19 protein-coding genes and 3 pseudogenes are annotated in these 20564 nt (G+C 67.6%); 13 read left to right on the top strand and 9 right to left on the bottom strand.

Going from position 1 to position 20564, the window contains the following annotated elements; all coding sequences use genetic code 11:
- Positions 1–20: 20 nt before the first annotated feature.
- Positions 21–476 carry a transposase gene (locus ACFXB5_RS37015; RefSeq protein WP_385216610.1) on the top strand — a complete coding sequence of 152 codons (456 nt, stop codon included), beginning with the start codon at positions 21–23 and terminating at the stop codon, positions 474–476.
- A gap of 611 nt (positions 477–1087) precedes the next feature.
- On the opposite strand, the pseudogene ACFXB5_RS37010 reads toward ACFXB5_RS37015, so the two are convergent.
- The 5 genes and pseudogenes from ACFXB5_RS37010 to ACFXB5_RS36990 form a co-directional block, all read right to left on the bottom strand.
- Positions 1088–1324, bottom strand: a pseudogene (locus tag ACFXB5_RS37010) (DUF4158 domain-containing protein); the annotation flags it as partial.
- 66 nt (positions 1325–1390) lie between these two features.
- Complete coding sequence (locus tag ACFXB5_RS37005; protein WP_385216639.1) at positions 1391–1825, bottom strand: Tn3 family transposase; 435 nt, start codon at positions 1823–1825, stop codon at positions 1391–1393.
- A 61-nt stretch (positions 1826–1886) separates the two neighbouring features.
- A pseudogene (locus ACFXB5_RS37000) lies at positions 1887–4280 on the bottom strand (Tn3 family transposase); the annotation flags it as partial.
- An 80-nt stretch (positions 4281–4360) separates the two neighbouring features.
- The gene (locus tag ACFXB5_RS36995) at positions 4361–4663 is read right to left on the bottom strand and encodes a hypothetical protein (RefSeq protein ID WP_385216607.1); all 303 of its coding nucleotides are present in this window, start codon (positions 4661–4663) and stop codon (positions 4361–4363) included.
- Positions 4664–4959: 296 nt separating this feature from the next.
- Complete coding sequence (locus ACFXB5_RS36990; protein WP_385216605.1) at positions 4960–7764, bottom strand: BTAD domain-containing putative transcriptional regulator; 2805 nt, start codon at positions 7762–7764, stop codon at positions 4960–4962.
- A gap of 347 nt (positions 7765–8111) precedes the next feature.
- On the opposite strand from ACFXB5_RS36990, the gene ACFXB5_RS36985 reads away from it, so the two are divergent.
- From ACFXB5_RS36985 to ACFXB5_RS36940, 10 genes are all read left to right on the top strand, one after another.
- Complete coding sequence (locus ACFXB5_RS36985; protein WP_385216603.1) at positions 8112–8474, top strand: hypothetical protein; 363 nt, start codon at positions 8112–8114, stop codon at positions 8472–8474.
- 330 nt (positions 8475–8804) lie between these two features.
- Positions 8805–9266, top strand: coding sequence for a helix-turn-helix domain-containing protein (locus ACFXB5_RS36980; RefSeq protein ID WP_385216636.1), 462 nt, complete (start codon positions 8805–8807; stop codon positions 9264–9266).
- Positions 9267–9517: 251 nt separating this feature from the next.
- Positions 9518–9658, top strand: coding sequence for a lasso RiPP family leader peptide-containing protein (locus tag ACFXB5_RS36975; RefSeq protein ID WP_385216600.1), 141 nt, complete (start codon positions 9518–9520; stop codon positions 9656–9658).
- Positions 9659–9977: 319 nt separating this feature from the next.
- Positions 9978–10670, top strand: coding sequence for a helix-turn-helix domain-containing protein (locus ACFXB5_RS36970; protein WP_385216597.1), 693 nt, complete (start codon positions 9978–9980; stop codon positions 10668–10670).
- Between the two features lie 95 nt (positions 10671–10765).
- Positions 10766–10894, top strand: coding sequence for a lasso RiPP family leader peptide-containing protein (locus tag ACFXB5_RS36965; protein WP_385216595.1), 129 nt, complete (start codon positions 10766–10768; stop codon positions 10892–10894).
- Positions 10895–11012: 118 nt separating this feature from the next.
- The gene (locus ACFXB5_RS36960; RefSeq protein ID WP_385216592.1) at positions 11013–12899 is read left to right on the top strand and encodes an asparagine synthase-related protein; all 1887 of its coding nucleotides are present in this window, start codon (positions 11013–11015) and stop codon (positions 12897–12899) included.
- Entirely contained in the window at positions 12896–13153 is a 258-nt protein-coding gene (locus tag ACFXB5_RS36955) for a lasso peptide biosynthesis PqqD family chaperone (protein WP_385216589.1), read from the top strand. The genes ACFXB5_RS36960 and ACFXB5_RS36955 overlap by 4 nt, the downstream gene beginning before the upstream one ends.
- Positions 13150–13572 (top strand): lasso peptide biosynthesis B2 protein, encoded by a 423-nt coding sequence (locus tag ACFXB5_RS36950; RefSeq protein WP_385216586.1) that lies wholly within the window; start codon positions 13150–13152, stop codon positions 13570–13572. The genes ACFXB5_RS36955 and ACFXB5_RS36950 overlap by 4 nt, the downstream gene beginning before the upstream one ends.
- A complete protein-coding gene (locus ACFXB5_RS36945; protein WP_385216583.1) occupies positions 13569–14537 on the top strand; it encodes an ATP-binding cassette domain-containing protein in 969 nt (322 codons plus the stop codon). The genes ACFXB5_RS36950 and ACFXB5_RS36945 overlap by 4 nt, the downstream gene beginning before the upstream one ends.
- Positions 14538–14540: 3 nt before the next feature.
- Complete coding sequence (locus ACFXB5_RS36940; RefSeq protein ID WP_385216580.1) at positions 14541–15413, top strand: ABC transporter permease; 873 nt, start codon at positions 14541–14543, stop codon at positions 15411–15413.
- Between the two features lie 96 nt (positions 15414–15509).
- Here the strand turns inward: ACFXB5_RS36940 and ACFXB5_RS36935 are convergent, their stop codons facing one another.
- The 3 genes and pseudogenes from ACFXB5_RS36935 to ACFXB5_RS36925 form a co-directional block, all read right to left on the bottom strand.
- Positions 15510–16673, bottom strand: coding sequence for a helix-turn-helix domain-containing protein (locus ACFXB5_RS36935; protein ID WP_385216577.1), 1164 nt, complete (start codon positions 16671–16673; stop codon positions 15510–15512).
- 31 nt (positions 16674–16704) lie between these two features.
- Complete coding sequence (locus ACFXB5_RS36930) at positions 16705–17610, bottom strand: transposase (RefSeq protein WP_385216574.1); 906 nt, start codon at positions 17608–17610, stop codon at positions 16705–16707.
- A gap of 137 nt (positions 17611–17747) precedes the next feature.
- Positions 17748–18939: pseudogene (locus tag ACFXB5_RS36925) on the bottom strand (IS110 family transposase).
- A gap of 236 nt (positions 18940–19175) precedes the next feature.
- On the opposite strand from ACFXB5_RS36925, the gene ACFXB5_RS36920 reads away from it, so the two are divergent.
- Positions 19176–19715, top strand: a complete 540-nt coding sequence (locus ACFXB5_RS36920) for a hypothetical protein (RefSeq protein WP_385216571.1) — start codon at positions 19176–19178, stop codon at positions 19713–19715.
- A gap of 136 nt (positions 19716–19851) precedes the next feature.
- Positions 19852–20109 (top strand): hypothetical protein, encoded by a 258-nt coding sequence (locus ACFXB5_RS36915; protein WP_385216641.1) that lies wholly within the window; start codon positions 19852–19854, stop codon positions 20107–20109.
- On the opposite strand, the gene ACFXB5_RS36910 is transcribed toward ACFXB5_RS36915, so the two are convergent.
- On the bottom strand, positions 19998–20387 hold the full coding sequence (locus ACFXB5_RS36910; RefSeq protein WP_385216569.1) for a DUF6283 family protein: 390 nt from the start codon (positions 20385–20387) through the stop codon (positions 19998–20000). The genes ACFXB5_RS36915 and ACFXB5_RS36910 overlap by 112 nt on opposite strands.
- Between the last annotated feature and the right edge of the window lie 177 nt (positions 20388–20564).

Raw genomic sequence — 20564 nt, 5'->3', positions numbered from 1 at the left:
ACGGCACAGCCACCGCACACGTGGACCGGCAGTGGCTGGGCCGGCTGGGCAAGACGGACAACGGCATCGTCACGGTGACCACGGTATGGACCGACGCCCGCGTGTACTACCCGCTGCACACCACTCCCCACACCCCCGCCCACCACTTCGCCCGCGGCCGCTGGGACCCGGCCTTCCGCACCAAACCGCAGCCGGCCGCCCACCTCGCGGCCCGCGGGAAGGAGACGGGCCTCGGCTGCCGCACGGTGGCCACCGACTGCGCCTATTCCGTAAGCGACACCTGGTACCTCGCACTGCGCCAGGCCGGCCCGGCCTACATGGTCGCGCTCAAGCCGCACCACGACACCTGGGCCCCGGCCGACCAGCCGCACACCCCCATCGAGGCCGCTCACAGCCTGGCCTGGCGGGATGCCGAGAGTCCCGGCGACTGGACACCTGTGGAGCGTCACTTCCGCGACGGGCACACCGAGACCTGATGGGCCGCCGATGCCTACCTGGGCGGATACGGACCCGACTCACCCTGCCCACCGGTCGTGGCCACCACCGACCCAGCCGGCCTCCCGGAGAAAGCCACCTGGTACCTGGCCACCAACCTGCCCCACCCCGACCCACCCCACGCCACCACCGGCCCCCACCCGCCGGCCGACCTCGCCGAGATCGTCCGCCTCTACAGCCTGCGACCCTGGACCGAGCAGAGCTACAAACAGATCAAGGACGAACTCGGCCGGGCCGACTTCCAAGTCCGCTCCGACCGCGCCATCCGCCGCCACCAGACCCCGGTCAACCGCGCCTTCTCCTTCTGCCGGGACCAATGGTTCACCCCACCAGGACCCCTGGATACCACCACGCCGGACCCCTGCCCCGACAAAGGGCCAGAGAGGGGGACCGGCCCCGTCCCACCAGCCCCGACAACCTCGCTGGCCCAGGGCCTTACGAGCCATCCGCTCCTGGCTCACCCCCGCCACCACCCTCACCCGATGGTGGCGAGCCCGGACGGACACCGACCCACCCTCCGAGCTCCAGGCCCTGATCGACGCCGTCACCCGACACGGCATTGACCTCTACCGCCGGATTCAACGAACTACCGGTAGTCGACGACTTCGGCCGGCACTTCGGTCGGGTCGTCCAGGAACACCCCGAGGTAACGCGCGGTCGTGAGCTGGGCAGCGAAGCCCAGCCGGTTGTGGGGCCGCCGCTTGCCCTCGATCAGCTCCCGGTCCGCGTCGTCCAGGAAGAAGAACCGCTCCAACTCCGTACGGGACGGCGTCCCGTCATACGCCGCGTACGCGGCGGCTTGTGCATCCGTCAGAAACTCGACCGGCACCCCGGACCTCCACACAGTCAATGATCAACACGACTGCTGAAGGCTCCGCCCTCGAAGAAGTCCAGGTCAAAGCACTCTCAGGTGCAGGGCGTCCACCTCGCGGCCGACGCCGCGCAGTTCGCCGACGGCCAGGCCCATGTACTCCGTGTGCCAGCAGACCACCGCGTTCGTCACCACCGTCAGGCACCACGCCTGCTCGTTCTGCTGCTCGGGCTGGCGCCGGGTGACCTTGCCTTCGCGGGCGTAGTGGAGCTGGCGCCGCAGGGAGTGAAGCGACTCGCCCTTGTTCAGCTGCCGGGCGATCTTCCTCCTGTATCCCTCGTCCGACAGGTACTTGGCAGCGTAGATCGTGCGCCGGATCGCCCCGTACTCCTTCAACGCGGCGGCCAGCGCGTTCTGCCGGGAAGACGCCGACGGCTTGCCCACGATCAAGGAGGCGGTGGCGTGCCCGTACTTCAAGGATCCGGCGAGGCGGAGCAGATCGTCCCAGTGGGCCGCCACCAGGTCGAGGTTGGCCTTCTTTCGTCAACAGCGGCCCAGCTGTGGGGAACTGCTCCTCGTAGTCGGCCTTCGCACCCATCCGGTACAGGGTGATCTTGCCCAGGTCGCGGATGCGCGGCGAGAGCTGCTTGCCCACGAGATCGAAGAGCCCGAAGTTGACCAGGGTGACGCCGTGCGTGTCCGTGGCGTGCTCGCTGATCGGCAGGTCGGTGGCATTGCCGAGAATTTCGTCCAGCACGTAGTGGGCCTCGCGGTGCGTGGCCACGATGACCTTGGTGCCGAAGGTGGAGTGCTGGTCGGAGACGTGAGTGTAGGTGGAGATGCCCTCGGACACGAAGTACTTGTTCAGATGCCGCGCGGTGGTCGACTTGCCCCGAGTGGGGAAGCGTTGCCCGTCCGAGGAGGGCAGAGTGCCGGAGCCGAACATGCTCGTCATCGGCAGCTTGTGGTGGTAGTTGACCAGGCAGATGTTCGCCTCGCGCAGCGTCTCCTCATGGATGTACCACTCCGCGGTCCACGCCAGGACGTCGTACGGGATGCCGCACGAGGCGGCCATCCCGTGCAGCCCCAGATTCGTGGAGAGCCCGATCAGGCAGGCGATCAGGTTCCTCTTCAGCTGCGGAGAGCGGGCCTGCTTGCCGCCTGCGTGGGTGAAGCAGTCCAGGAAGCCGGTGTGCTGGTCCATCTCCACCAGCAGCGAGGCGATCGGCACGTTCGGCAGCATCCGCTCCAGCTCCGCGTGCACGTCCTCGGCCTCGCTCGGGATGTCCTCCGCCGTGAGTGGCGAGATGACCAGCTCGCCGTCGTCGTTGAGCCGCACCGGACCGTCGCCGCGCCCCAGGACCTCCTCCAGGTCGGTAAGCGCCTCGTCCAGCTCGTCCATCACCAGCGGCAGGGCCTGTGAGGCGTCGGGGCTCTTGCCGACCAGGCGGCAGAACTCCGCCCGGTGCTCCTCCCCCTGGGCGGGCTTGAACAGGTAGGCGGCCGGGTTGTCGTACCGGCGTGAGCCCGGTACATACACGTCCCCCGGGCGCAAGCCGTCCCGCAGTGCGAGCAGTGCGCACAGCTCCCAGTAGTGCCGGTAGGCGGTCGCGTCCCCCTTCGCAGCCGCCTCGTCGAGGTAGCCCTGCCAGCGGCTCGGGACGAACAGGGTCGGCGCGTTGTCCGGGACGTTGCGGGCGCCGGTGGCGTTCAGCTCCCGCAGGATCTGAAGTGCTTCGATCAGCGGCTTCGCGTCCGTACCGCCGGCGAACCGCACCGCCTGAAGCACCTTCGGCGCGAACTGGCGGATGTAGGTGTAGGAGCCGTCCAGCAGCCGCAGATGCCCGTGATCCTTCGGCAGCCGCAGCGTGGCGCTGGCGTGGGCGGCGCGGATGCGGTCCATCCCGAGTTTCTCGCGCAGCAGCGTGCCGACGTCCTCGTCCGGGACACCAACGTCGGCGAGCACGGGCAGGATCTCGTCCAGCAGGGCGAGCCGGTCCTCCGAGAGCTTGGCCCGCTCGGCGAGTTCGTCGCGCAGCTTGATCCGGGCCCGGGACTCCGAGCCCGACAGGGTCTGGTCGAAGAGCTGCACGACGGAGTCGAGGACGTCGACCGCGGACTGGGCCAGCAGCGTGAGCAGGATCGGGTGGCGCCGGTTCGGCTCCCGCCGCACCAGGGCCTGCGAGGTGAGCCGACGGCCGATCTGGGCGAGATGACGGCGCCGTTCGGCGGGCAGCGCGGACATGTCGAGCGTGTCGGCGTCCAGGCCGCGCAGGAACTTCAGCTTCTCCACCTCGCCGCCCACGCTGTTGGGCGACGCCTGCACCGGTCCGGTGACCAGCCAGTGCAAGCGCGAGGACTTCAGCTTCGGGTCGACGACCAGCAGCCCGTCCAGGCCGCGGGCGCGCTCGTCGGTCAGCAGGTGGGCCACCCGGGCGTGGGTCTCCCGCTCGGCGGCCTGACGCGCGGTGCCGACCTTCTCCAGCAGCATGACCACGCCGGGCCGGATCACCTTCGCCGAGCGCAGATACTCGCACCCCAGCCGGAACAACAGCGACGGCGAGTCATGCTCCATCGCGCGGGCCAGCAGGAACTCGTCCAGTTCCTTCAACTCCAGCGACTTCGCCGGCCTCCACCCCAGATACTTCGCCACCTGCCGCAGATGATCCGTACGCGTCTGCTCCCGGGACATCCCGTAGCCGCGCAGCACCTCGACCGGCAGGCCGAGCTGTCGGGCCAGCCGCCGCGCCGCCGCAGGCGGTGCCGATGGCATTTCGTCCGGCACGAAGCCCAGCCACGGCAGCGTGCACAACTGCACCGCGGTGCCGAGAACCGTCTGGGGACGCAGGAACTTCCGCAGGAACGCCTCATCCGCCGGGGTGAGGGTGAAGTAGCGGATCAGCTCGTCCTTGCCGATCGCCGGGAACGAGCGCAGGGCCTCCAACTCCTCATCGGAGAACACCCGCGTTGCCATCTGCCTGCCCCTCTCGCCGCCGGATTCACTCGTTCAGCCCAACGAGCCACCGGTCCTACGGCAACGGGCCCGGTCAGGGGCTACTCCGTTGCCTTTTCTGCGAGTACTTCCGGGACTCCTTCGACGGCGAGCTCGCCGAGTGTGGCCGGGCCGTCGAAGCGGACGTACAGCACCTCATGGGGCTCAGCCTGGAGCTTGATCCGCAGTTGTGGCGTCAGTTCCTTGTGCCAGCGGTCTCGTTCGATCTGGGCGACGACGGCCGCCGTCTCGTTCGCGTTCCATGCCGCCTTGTTCGCCTCGCGGGAGGCTTTCCATGCGCCGTAGGCGGCAGCGCCACTGAGCGCTGCTGAGACCGCGGCTATGGACGTGTCGACGATGCTCATGCCGGACTGTATCGCTCACCCTCCCGCGACCGGCTCTCCAAGCTTCGTCAGTGCGGCGGGGCGTGCAGCAGGGAGTCGGGCACGATCGTTATCTAGGGTTGTCAACCCGATCTCCCACGTCAGAGCGGACATTATGGCTTCTGGCACGTTAGGCATGGGAGCCGCCGGTCTTGCTGGGCAGCCAGCCGTGGTCTCGGACGTACTTGTCGGTGATGCCCTCCATCGCCCCCCAGTCGACCATATACGGGCTGTTGGCCAGCGTAATGTCGATGGCGGCGATGAGCGGAAAGCGGCGGTTAGGAGGTGCTTGCCGGGGCCGTCGTGATGGTGTCAAGTTGTCGTTGGACGCGTTCGGCGTCAGCTTCGCGCCCCTGTTCCCGGTACAGCTCCAGGGCTTCCTGCCAGACGGCGCGGGCCTGCGCGTGGTGGTCGAGGGCGGCGTAGGGGTGGCCGAGGCGGTCGAGGGTGTCGGCGGACTGGCTGGTGTTGCCGAAGGAGCGGTACAGGGTGAGGGCCTGCTGGTAGTGGTCGATGGCCTGGTGGTGATGGCCGGTGTGGTGGTCGATGTAGCCCAGGCTGTCCAGGGTGTCTGCCTTGCCGTTGGGATCGTGGTGGCGGCGGTGCAGGGTGAGGGCTTGCAGGCAGTGGTCACGGGCGGTGTCGTAGTCCCCGAGGCGGGCGGCGTACCAGCCCACGGTGTTGAGTGTGACGGCTTCCCACACCGTCTGGCCGAGGGCGTGGAAGAGGTCCCGGGCGTGGCGGGAGTGTTCCAGGGACCGCCGGTCGTCCCCCCGCTGCTCCCATGCCCGTGCGATGGCGTGGTGGTTGTGGGCTTGCTGGGTGAGGTCATGGTGATGTTTGGCCAGAGCGAGGGCCTGGTGCAAGTGCTCGATGGCTGGCTCGTGCCACCCCAGCGCGGCATGTGCGCTGCCGAGGCGCCGGTGGGCGAGGGTGCGGGTGGCAGGGTCGGGCAGGTGGTCGGCGGCGTCGGTGGCGGCCTGCCACACGGCCACCTCGTCGTGGCGGTGCCCGCGCCGTCGGTGGAAGGCGGTCAGGGTCCAGGCCAGGTGCCACACGGCCTGATGGCGGTGATGGCCGGCGGCGGTGTGTTGGGCGGCCATCAGGTGCGGGTGGTGGGTATCCATCCAGGCCAGTGCCGCCGAGTGGTCAGGCAGCGGCTGAGGATGAGTGCTGGGGGCGGGTGGGTGGAGCCGGATCGGGGCGGGGTGGGGGTTCAGGAAGCGGTCGGCGGTGTGGGCGGTGTGCCGGTAGAAATCCACGACACGCTCCAGCGCGGCCTGCCGCACCGGTTCAGGCAAGTCGTGGTGGGCGTAGGTGGTGGCGTAGGCGCGCACGAGATCGTGCATGGCGTACCGACTGCTGGGGTGGGGGTCGAGGAGGGAGACATCGGCCAGTGCGCGCAGCGCGGCGCGCGTCTCCCCCACCGGCAGGCCGGTGAGGCTCGTGGCTGCGGGCAGACCGATGTCCGGGCCAGGGGCGATGCCCAGCAACGCGAATACGGTGCGCTGCCGCTCGGTGAGCCGGCGCAGAGACCAGGACAGCACGGCAGGCAGGCTCGCGGTGGGGTCGTCGGCGTCGAGCGCGTCCAGGCCGCACTCGCGCAGTTCGGCGACGGCATCGGCCGTCGGCAGGGCGTTTCGGATGCGGGCGGCGATCAAGCCTAGCGCGAGCGGGAACCCGCCGCACAGCGCCATGAGCTCAGCAACCCCGTGTTCGTCGGCGGCGACGTGGTCCGGACCGAGGGTAGCGGCCAGCAGAGTGTGGGCCTCGGCGTCGGTGAACATCCCCAGGGGCAGCGGACGGGCGCAGTGCCGGGCGATCAGCCCGTGCAGTCGGTGGCGGCTGGTGACCAGGACAGTGCAGGAAGCGCTGGCGGGCAGCAGCGGCACGACTTGCTCGGCGGTGGCGGCGTTGTCCAGCACCACCAACATCCGTTTGCCGGCCACAAGGCTTCGGTACAGCGCGGCTTGGGCATCCAGGTCGTGGGGAACACGGTCGGCGGCGACACCGAGAGCGCCGAGGAACCCGCGCACCGCCCCCTCAGGGTCCATCGGTTGACCGTCCGGGCTGAAGCCGCGCAGGTCCACGAACAGCTGCCCGTCGGGGAACCGGTCAAGATGACGGTGAGCCCAGGCCAGGGCCAGCCATGTCTTGCCGATCCCGCCAGCACCGCCGATCGCGGAGATCACCACGGTGCCTCGCTGTTCCAGGGCGGTGGTCAGCGCGGTCAGGTGACCGGTACGACCGATGAACCACCGGGGCAAGGCGGGCAGCTGCCGGGGCACCACCGACGCCCCGGCTGTGGCTGTGATGGTTGTGGTTTCCGTCGGGGTGAGCGTGAGGTCGGCGGCGAGGATGCGCTGGTGCAGCTGTTGCAGCGCCGGGCCCGGATCGGCGCCCAGGTCCTCCACCAGGCGCTGCCGGGTGTGCTGGTAGTGGGCCAGGGCCTGAGCCTGGCGGCCGGCGCGGTACAGCGCCAGCATCACCTGCCCGGCCACACGCTCGTCCAGCGGCTCGGCCTCGGCCCGTGTGGTCAGCTCCGGCAGCACTTGCCGGTGCCGACCACAGGCCAGCGCCCAGTCGATCCGGTCGGTCTCGGCGGCGGCGCGTTCCCGGCGTAATCGCTCCCGCGCCGCCTGCGCCCAGGAGGTGTCCAGTTCAGCCAGCGGTTCGCCCCGCCAGAGCGCCAGGGCGTCCTCGACCAAGGAGAGGGCGCGTCCTGGCTCGTGCGCTGCCCGCGACAGGTCGAGCAGCCGGTGAAAACGGTGCAGGTCGACGGTGTCGGCCTCGGCAGCCAGCACGTAGCCGCTGCCTTTCCGGGTGATCGTGAACCCGGTCGGGGCGAGTGCCCGGCGAAGGTGGGACAGGTAGACGCGCAACGCCGATCGCGCCTTATCCGGCGGCTGCTCATCCCAGACACGGTCGATCAGACTGTCCACCGGCATCACCCGGTTGGCCTCGAACGCCAGCACCGCGAGCACAGACCGCTGGCGGGCGTGCCCTACAGGTTGTGTCCGATCATCCCACCAAAGCTCCAGTTCACCCAGCACCCCCACCACGACACGACGATCCGCATCCACCGAGGCCCCCTCCCCTCTCCGGTCTCCTGCATACCTGCTGCGAGCAGGCGATACAACGGACATTTAGCGGATTCTTTGCGCGCTGCCGCCACGCTGGACGACGTCACACAGCGCGGTCGTCGTCAATGACGAACCGACGGGTGCACGCCCTCGAACGAAATAGTGGGACTGCGATTCCGAGTGTGAGCCGTGCGGTGAGGCCTCGGAAGCGACTAACCGCCTACAGGGACATCCCACATCCACGCAGCAACGAAGTCCACGCAAACATGCACAGACACCTCGCAGATCATGCAAAAGGTAGTAACCAGAGGATGCAACACAACGACGCCGAACTCCAAGGAGACGACATGCGGCGCAACATCAAGCGAGCAGCCACAGTGGTCGGTGCACTGACTGCTGCTGTCGCCATGCTGGGACAGGGCGTCGCGCAGGCCGCCCCTATCGGCCGCACGACCGGCTGCGCCAGTTTCAAAGGTGACTACACCTACTGGGACGACGGCACCGGTTGGTACGGCTACAGACTGGGTGGCAAAATCACGCGAACGTGCAGGGGAAGCGCGGTCCACGGGATCCGGGTGACCGGCGACTGGAAGGGCCACGACTCCTACTACGACTCCGAGAGCCACAGCCTCAGTAAGGGCGAGTCGGTAACACTAATTGGGTTCTACCAAGCCGGCGACGTCGCGAACATCCGCATCGAGCTCACCTGAACCCTGGCGTGGAGGTTCAGCTCGTGCCCGGGGCCAACCACTCCGGTGAGGTGGAGCAAGCCGCTGATGCCCGGGCCTCTACGGACTGTCGTGCAAGTATGCCTTCGTCTGGAGGCAGATCCGGCGGCCCGACGGCCGTGTCGACTACGAGCAGGCCATCGCCATCAAATGGCCCGGCGAAGACCGGTATCCCCACCGTCCAGGGGGTTGAGGAACATCCATCAGGCACGACGCATCCTCGATCCCCAGTTGCTCAGCGAGGTACTCGGCAACCTCCGCCGGCACCTGCCGCGGCCTTCAGCGGCCCGCAACCACGATGACCACCGAACGATGAATCGCCACACTTCAGTGGCTACTTCGTTGGTTTCTCGGCGAGTACCACTGGAACCCCTGGAGGCTGAGGCGGCGCTGACCCCGGAGGCCCGCAAGAGCGCCCTGCGGGTCCAGATCAACACGTTCGTCGAGCAGCACCTCGCCGATCCCAACCTGTCGCCCCAAACGATCGCGGACGCCCACCACATCTCCCTGCGCCATCTCCAGCAGCTGCTCGCCGAGGACGACACATCGCCGGCAGCCTGGATACGCCACCGCCGTCTGGAACGCTGCCGCCTCGACCTGGCCAACCCCCGCCGGAACGCCCGCCCGATCCAGGCCATCGCCGAACGCTGGGGCTTCACCAACCCAACCCACTTCAGCCGCCTGTTCCGGGCCGTATACGAAAAGCCGCCGCGGGACTACAGGAACCTGCCGCCCAAGGCGTGCGCGAATCGGCAACAACCATGCGCGGAATGACAAGGCTGGTGGCTATTGCTCTCGACATCCTGGACGTCGAGCCCGGGAACACGGGCGCTCCGGCCGCCCGAAGCCCTCGGAACACTTCGCTAGTGGGTTCGATGGCTACTCAGAGCTTGGCTTCGAAACGAGGGCTCTGACCTGGCGGACGCTACGCCGGTCGGAGAAGTACACAGCAGGAAGAGGGAGAGACTTGCGACTTCGTAAGGTCCTAGCAGGTCGCCGGTCCATACACGGATAAGGGGTTCCTCATGAAGAAGATCACGGGAGCGGAACGAACGGAGTACGAGCCGCCCGTGTTCGCCGAGGTCGGAGACTTCGCCGAGTTCACGCACGGTTCCAGCGTCGGCAGATTCCTCGAACTAATAGGCAGCTACTTCGATTGGTCGTGATGCCCGGCCTTCCCTATACCGAGCCGGGGCGGGTATCGCGACGACCGCGGTCCGCTCCGGCTCGACACGCGCACTGGGTGGTCTGCCTGATGAATGGACTTCGGTCATATACACGGGGGAGAACATGCGCTATGAGGAGGCTTCACACCGCCGTTTCCGCGGGCACACGGCTGCGCCGGATGCTCCGTACCTTGCCCCGGCACAGCCCGACGTTGCTCTACCCGATCTCCGATTACGCGGCGAGGTGCTCTGCTACCGCCATTTTCCGTGCGCTGACGGCGTCCCGCAGGGCTGCCTCACCACGGACGGCCGCGTTCGCATGGTCTTGCTCTCCGCGCGCGGTACGGAACGCCACCCGGATGTTCCTTGTCCATCCGGGCAGGTGCTGATCGACTCGTTGCTGTCCGGGCTGAACACCCCTGCAGACGACATGTCCAGGGCCGGAGAACACGGGACTGGCGTGGAGGTGGTCCTGGAACCATGGGCCGTGTTCCGCCTTTTCGGTACGTCGCCGGAGGACCTGGGGGTCGCGATCAACGACCGGGACCGTTCCCCGGGCTCCTTCGTCCACTCCGTGGCGAGGAATGTCTCGGACACCAGGGACTGGGCGGCCCGCCGCGCCGTGATCGACGCGGCGCTCGTGGAGCACCAGGCAGCGAATCCGCCGTGCCCGATGCCGCTGCGGCAGGCATGGCGGCGGCTTGTGGAGACCGGAGGCACGATACCCATCACGCGGCTGGCCGCCGATGTCTCCTGGAGCCAGAACCAGCTGACCCGCCGTTTCCGGGAGCAGATCGGTCTCTCTCCGAAAGTCGCGGCCCGGGCACTGCGCCTGCGTCGTGCGCTGCGCCTGCTGGCAACCGGTCAGGCCGCAGTCCGCGCCGCCATGGACTGCGGTTTCTGCGACCCGGCCCATCTGACCCGGGAATGCACCGCCCTGACCGGCCGGCCGCCGAGCCAACTGCTCGCCGCCCGCTCAATGTTCCGCCAGAGGGTCACACAAAGACGGTGATTTTCTCCAAGTGTACGCGCTTTCTGAGTGGCAGATTAGTCATCGGCCGAGAAGTGGAAGGGAATCGGCCGGGAATCAACAAAGGAGAAAACGGAATGAACGAGACTGAACTCGCGTACGAGGCTCCGATGATCGCGGAGGCTGGCTACTTCGCCGAGGAAACCCGTATCACCTGCTGCGGACGCTGGTTCGACGGGATCATCGGCTACTACTTCGACATCTGATCAGAACACCTGGTCTACCGATGCGCTGACCCGGCCGGGGGCGGGTACTCCCGCCTTCCCGGCCGGGTCGGCAAACCATCGCAGGTCGAACCGTCAGTGCGAGGAACAGGATATCGACATGGAATTCGTGATCCTCCCAGATCACCCAGTGAGTGAGGAAATCAAAGAACTCGTACTCCGCTCGGCGTGGACCCAGGTAATCGGCCATCCCTCCGGTCGGCCATGGCTCGTGGGACGCTGGTCCGAGACGGACATCGTGACGGCCGAAACCAGAGATACCCGAATTGCACTCTTTGGGCCAGTTTCCGCGACAGCGGAAGCGCTGTTGCGACGGCTGCAGCGGGTGCGCTCGGTCGGCGATGTGGACCAGGTCGCCCGGGCGTTGCACGGAAGCTTTCATTTGGTCGCGTCGGTCGGCGGCCTTGTGCGGGCCCAGGGCAGCATCTCCGGGGCATGCCAACTCTTCTACGGTTCCGTCAAGGGAGTGACCATCGCGGCGGACCGTCCGCAGACGCTGGCCGCCATGGCCGGGGCCGGGGTCGACGAGGAACTGATGGCCCTGCAGCTGCTGGCCCCCTTCGGGCCCCCCTGGCCATTGAGTACGCGGTCGGTGTGGCGCGGTGTACGGGCGTTGGGTCCGGGACAGCATCTGGAGATCCGACCCAACGGATCGGAGCGAACCAGGACGCACTGGACGCCTCCCGAACCGGCCGTTCCCTTCGCGGCAGGGGCTGTTGCTGTGCGTGAAGCACTGGAGAACGCCGTCGCAGTGCGGGTCCGCGGAAGCGGCACCATCAGCGCGGACTTGTCGGGCGGCAAGGACTCCACGAGCCTGTGCTTTCTCGCCGCGCGACTCGGCGTCTCCCTCGCAACCCTGCATCTGTGCTCGTCGGACCGCGCCAACGAGGACAGGCATTGGGCCGAACGCAGCGCAGCCCTGCTGCCGGACGCCGAACACGTGACTGTTCCCATGGGGGACACTCCGGGGTTCTTCGCGGAATCGGTTCTGGCCGCCAGGCAGGAGCTGGAAGCGCCGCTGACCATGACCCGCAGGCCAATGCTCGAGTACATTGCGGGCTTCGCCGCCTCGCGCGGAGCCACTCGGCACCTCCAGGGCATCGGAGCAGACGAACTGTTTCGACCGAGCCTGATGTCACTGCACGCCCTGGTCCGCAGCCGGGCGTTGGCGGCTGTGCCGCATGTGCGGGCCATGAAGTCGATGCGCCGCTGGAACGCCGTCACGACGGTGCGCAGTCTGATGCGCCACCGGACATATCCCCAGTGGTTGGCCGCCTCCGCCGACCAGATCACCGGGGAACGCGTCCTGGGCACCGGAGTCGGCTGGGAGGTGGCGTCGAGGGTACCGTCGTGGACCACTCCAGAGGCGGTTGACGCGATTCGCCGTCTGCTGCGCCGTACCGCCGCCGAGGCACCGGAGCCGCTGTCCCCGCTGCCGGTGCACCATGAGATGCTGCGGCTGATGCAGGCGAACGGCATGATCGTCCGGGCGTCATCCCGGGTGGCGGCGGACTTTGGAGTGTCGTTCCAGGCTCCCTTCCTCGACGACGAGGTGCTCACTGCGGCCATGTCCATCCGTCTGGTGGACCGGCACCGGGCGGACCTGGTCAAGCCGATCCTCACTGCCGCCATGCGCGGCATCGTGCCGGACGGCGTCCTTGACCGGCAGAACAAGGGAGACTTCGGCCCTGACCTCTACGTGGGCTTGCGCCACCATCGGGGCCATCTCCTGGAGATCTTCCAGGACTCACTTCTTGCCCGCATGGGACTGATCGACGCTGCAGGCCCTCGTGCCGCCCTGCGCGCCGTGCATACGGACGCCGGCCTACTCATGCCCCTCGATGCGACGCTGGCCAACGAACTGTGGCTGCGCTCGCTGCCGTCCCATGTCTCGATCCCTTCCACGAACGGGTCCCCGCTCCCGCGGACAAGCAGCGGCCGCACAGTGAAGGACACCAAGCCCGTCCTCGCCGAAGGAAGACCATGACCTTTTCCCTCGCCCCGCACATGACCATGACCGAGACCGACACCGGCATGGTGCTGTTGGACGAACGAAGCGGGCGCTACTGGCAGATGAATGACACCGGCGCGCTCGTGCTGCGCTGTCTTCTCGACGGTGGATCGGCGGAATCCGTCACCTCCGAGCTACGCAGGCGCTTCCCCACCGCGACTGACGACTTCGCCGCCGACGTCGAGGCGCTGATCGGCGTCGTGCGGACCGCAGGGGTGGTGATCGCATGACCGCCAGGGCACTGAGTCTTCAGCCGTCCACGGCTCCGCCGTGGCGTGTGCGCCCGGTCGCACTGTGCGTCGTCGGGGTCGCCCGGTTGCTCGCCAAGCTGCCTCCGCGACGGCTGCGGCAGGTGATGGAGACGGTGCGGCGTGGCGCCAGGCCCGCGAACGAGGCGGAGACCCTGCAGGCTCGCAACGCCGTGGTGGCTATGAGCGTGCCCTGCGCCGGGCCAAGGTGCCTGCAGCGGTCCATTGCCACGGCACTGCTCTGCCGTACACGAGGGGCGTGGCCGGACTGGGTCACGGGAGTGCGCACTCAGCCCTTCAGGGCCCACGCCTGGGTGGAAGCGGACGGCAAGCCGGTCGGCGAGAGCACCGACGAGGTGAGGCACTTCCACATCCTCATCAGGGTGCCGGGCCGGCGATGAGCGCGACTCCGGACACCGAGCCGACCTTACTCACCGAAGGCCTCCGCAAGACATACGGCACCGTTGAGGCCGTACGGGGTCTGAATCTCACCGTCCGCGGCGGCGAGATCTTCGGATTCGTCGGCCCGAACGGAGCAGGCAAGAGCACGTCGGTCGGAATGCTGAGCACGCTCCTGCGCCCCACCGCAGGATGGGCCATGGTTGCGGGACACGACGTGCGATACGAACGACACAAGGTACGCGGCAGCATCGGCATCGTCTTCCAGGAGACCACCCTCGACACGGACCTGACCGCAGAGCGCAATCTTCGCTTCCACGCTGATCTTTACCGCTTGCCCGGACGCGAGGGGCGGCACAGGGCACTGGCCATGCTCGACCTGATGGGGCTGGCCCAGCGGCGCTCAGACCGTGTACGGACCTTCTCCGGTGGTATGCGCCGCAGACTGGAAATCGCCCGCGCGCTGCTGCACGGCCCCAAGGTCCTGTTCCTGGACGAGCCGACCACCGGGCTGGACCCACAGACCCGGGCGGTCATCTGGGAACACCTCCACCGACTCCGCAAGGAACAAGGGATCACCGTCTTCCTGACCACGCACCACCTGGAGGAAGCCGAGCACTGTGACCGGATCGCCATCATCGACGGCGGCCGCGTGGTCGCACAGGGTTCACCCGCCGAACTCAGGTCAGTCATCGGCGCCGACACAATCATCCTGCGCACCGGACACAACGAGGCAGCGGTGCGGGCGCTGCGCGAGCGCTTCGCTCTGGAAGGAGTGGTCACGCCACAAGGCGTCCGCGTGGAGGTCACGGACGCCGCGGCGTGCATCCCTCGTCTGTGTGCCGGGCTTGACATTCCCCTGCACTCGGTATCCGCCGCTCCGCCGAGCCTGGACGATGTCTTCCTGCACTACACCGGTCGCACCATAAGGGAGGTCGGCGCCGACCTCCCGACGAGGAAGGGATAGACCATGGCGCGTACCGAAGCTTCTCCCGAGCCCCGATTGGAGGCGTCGTGGGACGGGGCCCCAGCCGGATTCGGCGGCCTCGCCGGGGACTTGCGCGCGGTCAGGGTGATGTGGCAGCGCGAGCTCATCCGACTCTCACGCAACCGGATCGGCAGCGTCATGAGCCTCGTCACCCCGCTGCTGTTCCTGCTGGTGCTCGGAACAGGGATGAATTCCGTGACGGCCGGGGCGGGCGCCGACGACACCGACTACCGCACCTATCTCCTGCCCGGAGCCGTACTCATGGTCGTGATGGCACCCGCGCTGAACACCGGGATGTCGATCGTGTGGGACCGGCACGCCGGTTTCCTGCGCGAGATGCTCGTAGCACCAGTACACCGCACCGCGCTGATCAGCGGAATCTGCCTGGGCGGCGCGACGGCAGCAACTGTCCATGGCGTGCTGCTGCTCATGACGGCCGCGCTCTTCGGCGCCACGTTCGCCCCGCTACTACTAGTGCCGCTCGTACTGGAACTCCTTGCGATCACGCTGGCCTTCACCGCACTGGGTGCACTGGCTGCCGTCAGCGTCGAACGCATGGAGACATTCCAGTCCGTTGTAGGAATCGCAATGACCCCGTTGATCTTCCTGTCCGGGGCCTTCTTCCCCATCAACGGCCTCCCCGGCTGGCTCCAGAGCGTCGTGCTGGCCAACCCACTCAGCTACGCGACAGACGCGATGCGCCAGACTCTGACCACCGACGGTTCCGGCAACACAGGGGCGGGACTGCACTGGGCGGGATGGCAGGTGCCGGTGATGCTTGAAGTCGCAGCACTCGGCCTGCTCGCCCTGACCGCGTTGGCCGCCGCCGCACGACGGTTCTCCCGGCCCGACTAGACTTTGATCCGCTCCGCGCAGTGCGCGGGGATTCTGCTCTATGAACTGGAAGCAGTTCGGCATCCAGGACATCCAGCGCTGCAGCCCCCGGCTCTGTCAGTCCACGCACAAGTGTTGACGATTCGCGCACGCCTTGGGTGGGAGCTGTCTGTAGTCCCGCGGCGGAACCCCGTAGGTGACCCGGAACAGGCGGCTGAAGTGCGCGAGGCTGGTGAAGCCCCAGCGTTCGGCGATGGCCTGGACGGGGCGGGCGTTCAGGCGGGGGTTGGCCAGGTCGAGACGGCAGCGTTCCAGACGACGATGGCGTATCCAGGCTGCCGGCGACGTGTCGTCCTCGGCGAGCAGCTGCTGGAGATGACGCAGGGAAATGTGATGGGCGTCCGCGATCGTCTGAGGAGTCATGGCTGGGTCGGCGAGGTGCTGCTCGACGAACGCGTTGATCCGGGTCCGAAGGACACGCCGACGGGCCTCCGGAGTCAATGCCGCCTCAGCCTCCAGGCAGCGGGCGATTACGGACGCCAGGAGGTCCAGGGTGACCGAGGTGAGGGTGGGGATATCGGCTGGGGTGAACTCGCCGGCGCGTGCGTTGAGGTCGGCCAGCCAGCGGGCAAATCCCCCGCCCATGCCGCTGCGTCCGCTGATCGGGACAGCGAACAGGCTTTGCGCCGTCTTCTCCGGCAGCGGCAGCAGCCCGCGAGGAAACTGCACGGTCACATGGGACCATCTGTCCGGATCGGCACGAACACCGCCGCGGTAAGGGCGGCTGCTGTCCAGGACCACCAGGTCACCAGCGCGCAGCGTCGTGTCGCCCCCGTCTAGGGAGATAATCCCCTCGCCACCGAGGAAGTAGTTGATCAGGTAAACTTCAGGATCGGACTGCCGGATCAGCTTCTCTGTCCGCGCGATCTCCAGATGCGAGTAGGCCAGCGCGGCCACCTGCACCTCCGTCAAGTCCAGGATGCGCATCTTGGCGCGGAAGTCCTCATGGTTATCGCTGTGCAGCCGGTTGCGCATGTGCGACTGTGTTGTGGTTTCTTCCCACAGTGCGAACCGCTCCGGCGCCTCCACAACATCCGTGCTGAACTCCGTCACCAGCATTCCCAGCCCCCCGTAGCCGGTTCCCCCGTGGCTTCGAACATGGCATGCGCAGGCATACGCAGTCCAGCAGTACTTCAGCCAGATGCGCCGCCATGCGCCCCCATAACCACAGCCCGGCGGAGCGTCCCGTTCCTTCGACAGATGCTCGACCTCCAGCCGCATCAACCTCCCCCCGACCAACGCCAGTTCACCATCATGGTCGAGCCATGAAGAGCGGTGGGTGAGCCTCGGATGGACCCGGTCCCATGCCTGAGCCTCGGCCTTGCCGTAGTTGGTGGTGTCGGTGAACGTGGTGATCGCGGGCCCGGGGCCAGGTCTCCGGCTTGGTGAACCGGAATTCCGGGCCATGCTTGGGCGGCCGGCCGTTGACGCCGTGCATCCGCGGTGGTTTCGGCAGCCGCATCGCGCGGTCGGAGCGGACCCGGCCCACCAGCTCGACCGGCAGGTCGCGCAGGACCCAAGCCAGGCGGGTGACGTCGTAGCCTGCATCGCTCACGATCACGATGTCCGGGTCCCCGGCCTGCCACTGGCCAGCGGCGACGAGCTGTCCAACGACTCCTCGGAGCCGGGCGGCGGTGACCGCGGTCGCGTCGTCCGCCGGGCCGAGCCGGACCGCGTCCAGGATCGCGGTCCAGGACGTGGGGCCCGGCTCCAGCACGGCGACAAAGGAGTAGGGCCAGCCAGGGATGAACTGCGAGGCCGTCTTCGCCCGGCCGTAGACGTGGCAGAACAGGCGCTCCGCCGAGCACGGCGCGTCCGAGCGAAGCCATGGCGACACATCGACCGCCAGGACCAGACGCCCGCCGTCGAAACGCGGCAGCGGCAGGCCCGCCAGTACCGTCCGCAGACAGTCGACGTCGAGCCGGCCGTGGTTCAAGTCGCCGTACATCGCTCCGTGCCCACGACGATGCTCGGGCAACAGCGTCAAGTTTACCGGGGACTTCACCGCACCATCCACACACAGCACCGCGTCTGCCAGCTCGAACAACTCGTCGCGCCGGGCGGTCAGACACTCGTAGAACTCTCCCCGGAAGCGTGACGCTTCCCTCCGGACAGCATCAGGCAGCAAACTCACCTTCACGGCCTTCGTCGTGGTCACGTGCACCTTGGTCGGAGCACATGATCAGACGAAGGCCGCCCCCACGTTCGGCGAACTCCCAGGTGAGCGACTCAGTTCGAGACACCCTTCGAGACACCGTTCGAGGCCAGAAGAAAAAGAACTTCCCCATGTCGTTGTCAAGCCGAGGCCATGACCGGTTGTGACGGCTGGTAAAGCGATCCGTCCCGGATCATGGCCCAGAGGACGTTGGCTCGGCGGCGGGCGAGGGAGAGCACGGCCTGCTTGTGGTTCTTGCCCTCGGCGCGCTTGCGGTCGTAGTAGGTGCGCGAGGCGGAGCAGAATCTGATGCTGGCCATGGCGGACATGTAGAAGGCCCTGAGCAGGCCGCGGTGGTAGCGGTGGGGCCGGCGCATGTTGCCGCTGACACGGCCGGAGTCCCCTGGCACCGGGGCCAGGCCGGCGAAGGTGGCGAGCCGGTCGGCGGTTCCGAAGACGTCGAGGTCACCGCCGGTCGCGGCGATGAACTCGGCGCCGAGCATGGGGCCCATGCCGGGCATGCTGCGGATCACGGTCGCGTGCGGGTGGTCGTGGAACCGGGCCTCGATGAGCGCGTCGAGCTCGGCGATCTCCTCGTTCAGCACCAGGATGCCCTTCGCGAGGCGGGCGACCATCGCCGCGGCCAGTTTCTCGCCGGGAAGGCCGGTGTGCTGGGCCTGGGCGGCTTCGAGGGCTGTCTGGGCGATCGAGGCGGCACCTCTGACCTTGCGGTTCTTCAGCCAGGTCTCGATGCGTTTGGCTCCCGACCGACGGATCGCCGCCGGCGTCTGATAGCCGGTCAGCAGCAGGATCGGCCCCTGGTTCGTCAGGTCGAGCGTGCGCTCCAGGGCGGGGAAGATCTCCAGGAACTGGGCGCGCAGGCGGTTGATCTTGCCGGGTCCGGTCGTTGACGAGGCCGGTGCGGCGAGTGGTCAGAATCCGCAGGCCAACGGCTATCTCATCGCCTGACCGCAGGACTCCGAGGTCACGCCGCATACGGGCTTGATCCGCGATGACGAAGGCGTCCTTGGCGTCCGTCTTGCCCCGGCCCCGGAAGGCCGCCGAGGCCCTGTGCACGGCCAGGCCGGTGAGGTAGACCATCGGCTGATCGTGGTTGATCAGCAGGCCGATCAACAGGGCAGCCCCGCCCTGGTTGATGTCCACCGCCCACTGCACGTCCAGGGACAGTGCCAGCACGTCCCGGATCAGTTCGAGCAGTGCCGGTTCGTCGTTCAGCACCCTGCGCGACAGCAGCCGCTCGCCCCCCGGCCCGATCACCACGCAGTGATGGTGTTCCTTGCCGATGTCCACTCCGGCCCAGATCTCAGGCACGTCCCCTCCGCCAGTTCGTCGTCACTTCGAACCCGCAGACGACCTCGCCGGCGCTGTCCTACAGAGCGATCGCGTCGCGTTTCCCAATCAGCGGTCGAGTCGTCGCGGGGCTCCGGGCGGCCAAGTTCCTGAAGCCATCAGACGGCTAGGCACTCAGAGCCATACCCGGAACCCCTGGGCCCGACGATCATACGAATGACCGTCCGTGACTCGCGCTTGAAAGGCAGGACAACACCATGATGCCCCTTTCTTCTTCCGGCGCCGGCGATTTCCCCTCCTCCTGGACCTGGGGAGCGGTGATCGCCCTCGTCACCCTGGTCATCAGCACCTGGCTCATCGTCAACCACCGCCGCCGCGACCAGACCGTCCAGTGGCACCAGCCCGACTATGACACGGCGAGCGATGCGCTCCTCGTGCTGAACCGGCTGTCGCTCACGACGGCTGTCGAGGGCGTCACGACCGAGCTGCGCGAGCTGGTCGACGTGGTCAGCAGGCTCAGGATCGCCGAACAGCGCTCCCCGGACTTGCCGTTCGGCGTGGTCGTCGCGGAGCTGGAGGACTACCGGGCGAACGTGCTGCCGCAGAACCACGCCGCCAAGCTCGCCGTGGACGAGAGCCTGCGGACGACCACCTCGCTCTCGCCCGTGCGCAGGGCATCAGGCTCGAAGCCGCGCGCACCGCGATCGTCCAGGTACAGCGGAAGATCGAGAAACGCACACGCAATTAGAGTCCTTCTGGGCGGAGCCGGAAACCCTTTCCCGCCAGAACAGACGTAGCTGGCGCGTGCCTGAGCCGCGGGGGCTGTCGGCGACGTGCGTCAAACTGGTCTCGGCGCCCACCCCTGCGGCTGCGGGCGCCCGGGCTCCGGCCGGTTCGGACTGTTCTCCGCCGCCCGCAAGATGACCGACAGACTTGGAGCCGCTGATTCGTATCGGCGCCACGTCGCACCAGATGGGCATGCCGATCGCTGCTCCGCTTGCCGTTTCCGCCAAAATGGCGGCCTCTCACAGAGCATTGTCAGTGGCGAAGATCTCCACGCACCCGGGAGATTTTGTCGATCAATCGGCTGGCTGCATCGCCGGGCCGGTCGACGTCCGCCTGCCCGTGGGCGGCTGCTTCATCACCCGAGGCGAACACGGCACTGGCGAAACATACTCGGCAGCTGCCTGATAGGTCGACGCCTCGATGCGGCCCTCCAACACGGCTATCCGCAGTGCCAGCAGATGCCCGCCATGGCATCCGGCCCAGCCAGCACAAATGCGGCGCGTAGCGCTGTCACCATCGGCCTGGTGGCACTGGAACATTGCCTGCGGCTGGTCAGGCGCAGGAGCGTCATAGCGGCGGAGCTTGTCGTACTCCTCGTGTGCCCAGATACCCGACGAAGCATCGCGCCGGTAGGGACAGCTGTCACAAGAGCGCAGGGCCGGCGGACGGAGCAAAGAGAACATGATCTTAAGTATGGCGCGGGGCGGTGATCGGGAGATCCCGGAATTCTCTGAGTCTCGGAGCCGGCTCGCGTGGGCACTGAAGCTAGTAGATTGTCGCGGCTTAATTTTGCTGTGTGGTTGGGTAGAGGTGGCGCAGTTTCACGCGTGCGTCGTCGGTGGTGAAATGCCAGTCGACTT

This window comes from Streptomyces sp. NPDC059455 (assembly GCF_042750115.1).
GTDB lineage: Bacteria > Actinomycetota > Actinomycetes > Streptomycetales > Streptomycetaceae > Streptomyces > Streptomyces endocoffeicus.
This window is presented reverse-complemented; position numbering and strand designations above follow the sequence as displayed.

Bases quoted from the DNA above. Each gene is read 5' to 3' on its own strand.
- ACFXB5_RS36935 (WP_385216577.1), bottom strand. From the start codon at position 16,673: ATGCGGCTGGAGGTCGAGCATCTGTCGAAGGAACGGGACGCTCCGCCG.
- ACFXB5_RS36965 (WP_385216595.1), top strand. From the start codon at position 10,766: ATGAACGAGACTGAACTCGCGTACGAGGCTCCGATGATCGCGGAGGCT.
- ACFXB5_RS36945 (WP_385216583.1), top strand. From the start codon at position 13,569: ATGAGCGCGACTCCGGACACCGAGCCGACCTTACTCACCGAAGGCCTC.
- ACFXB5_RS36975 (WP_385216600.1), top strand. From the start codon at position 9,518: ATGAAGAAGATCACGGGAGCGGAACGAACGGAGTACGAGCCGCCCGTG.
- ACFXB5_RS36955 (WP_385216589.1), top strand. From the start codon at position 12,896: ATGACCTTTTCCCTCGCCCCGCACATGACCATGACCGAGACCGACACC.
- ACFXB5_RS36985 (WP_385216603.1), top strand. From the start codon at position 8,112: ATGCGGCGCAACATCAAGCGAGCAGCCACAGTGGTCGGTGCACTGACT.
- ACFXB5_RS36940 (WP_385216580.1), top strand. From the start codon at position 14,541: ATGGCGCGTACCGAAGCTTCTCCCGAGCCCCGATTGGAGGCGTCGTGG.
- ACFXB5_RS36960 (WP_385216592.1), top strand. From the start codon at position 11,013: ATGGAATTCGTGATCCTCCCAGATCACCCAGTGAGTGAGGAAATCAAA.
- ACFXB5_RS36995 (WP_385216607.1), bottom strand. From the start codon at position 4,663: ATGAGCATCGTCGACACGTCCATAGCCGCGGTCTCAGCAGCGCTCAGT.
- ACFXB5_RS36980 (WP_385216636.1), top strand. From the start codon at position 8,805: ATGAATCGCCACACTTCAGTGGCTACTTCGTTGGTTTCTCGGCGAGTA.
- ACFXB5_RS36910 (WP_385216569.1), bottom strand. From the start codon at position 20,387: ATGTTCTCTTTGCTCCGTCCGCCGGCCCTGCGCTCTTGTGACAGCTGT.
- ACFXB5_RS36920 (WP_385216571.1), top strand. From the start codon at position 19,176: ATGATGCCCCTTTCTTCTTCCGGCGCCGGCGATTTCCCCTCCTCCTGG.
- ACFXB5_RS36970 (WP_385216597.1), top strand. From the start codon at position 9,978: ATGGTCTTGCTCTCCGCGCGCGGTACGGAACGCCACCCGGATGTTCCT.
- ACFXB5_RS36950 (WP_385216586.1), top strand. From the start codon at position 13,150: ATGACCGCCAGGGCACTGAGTCTTCAGCCGTCCACGGCTCCGCCGTGG.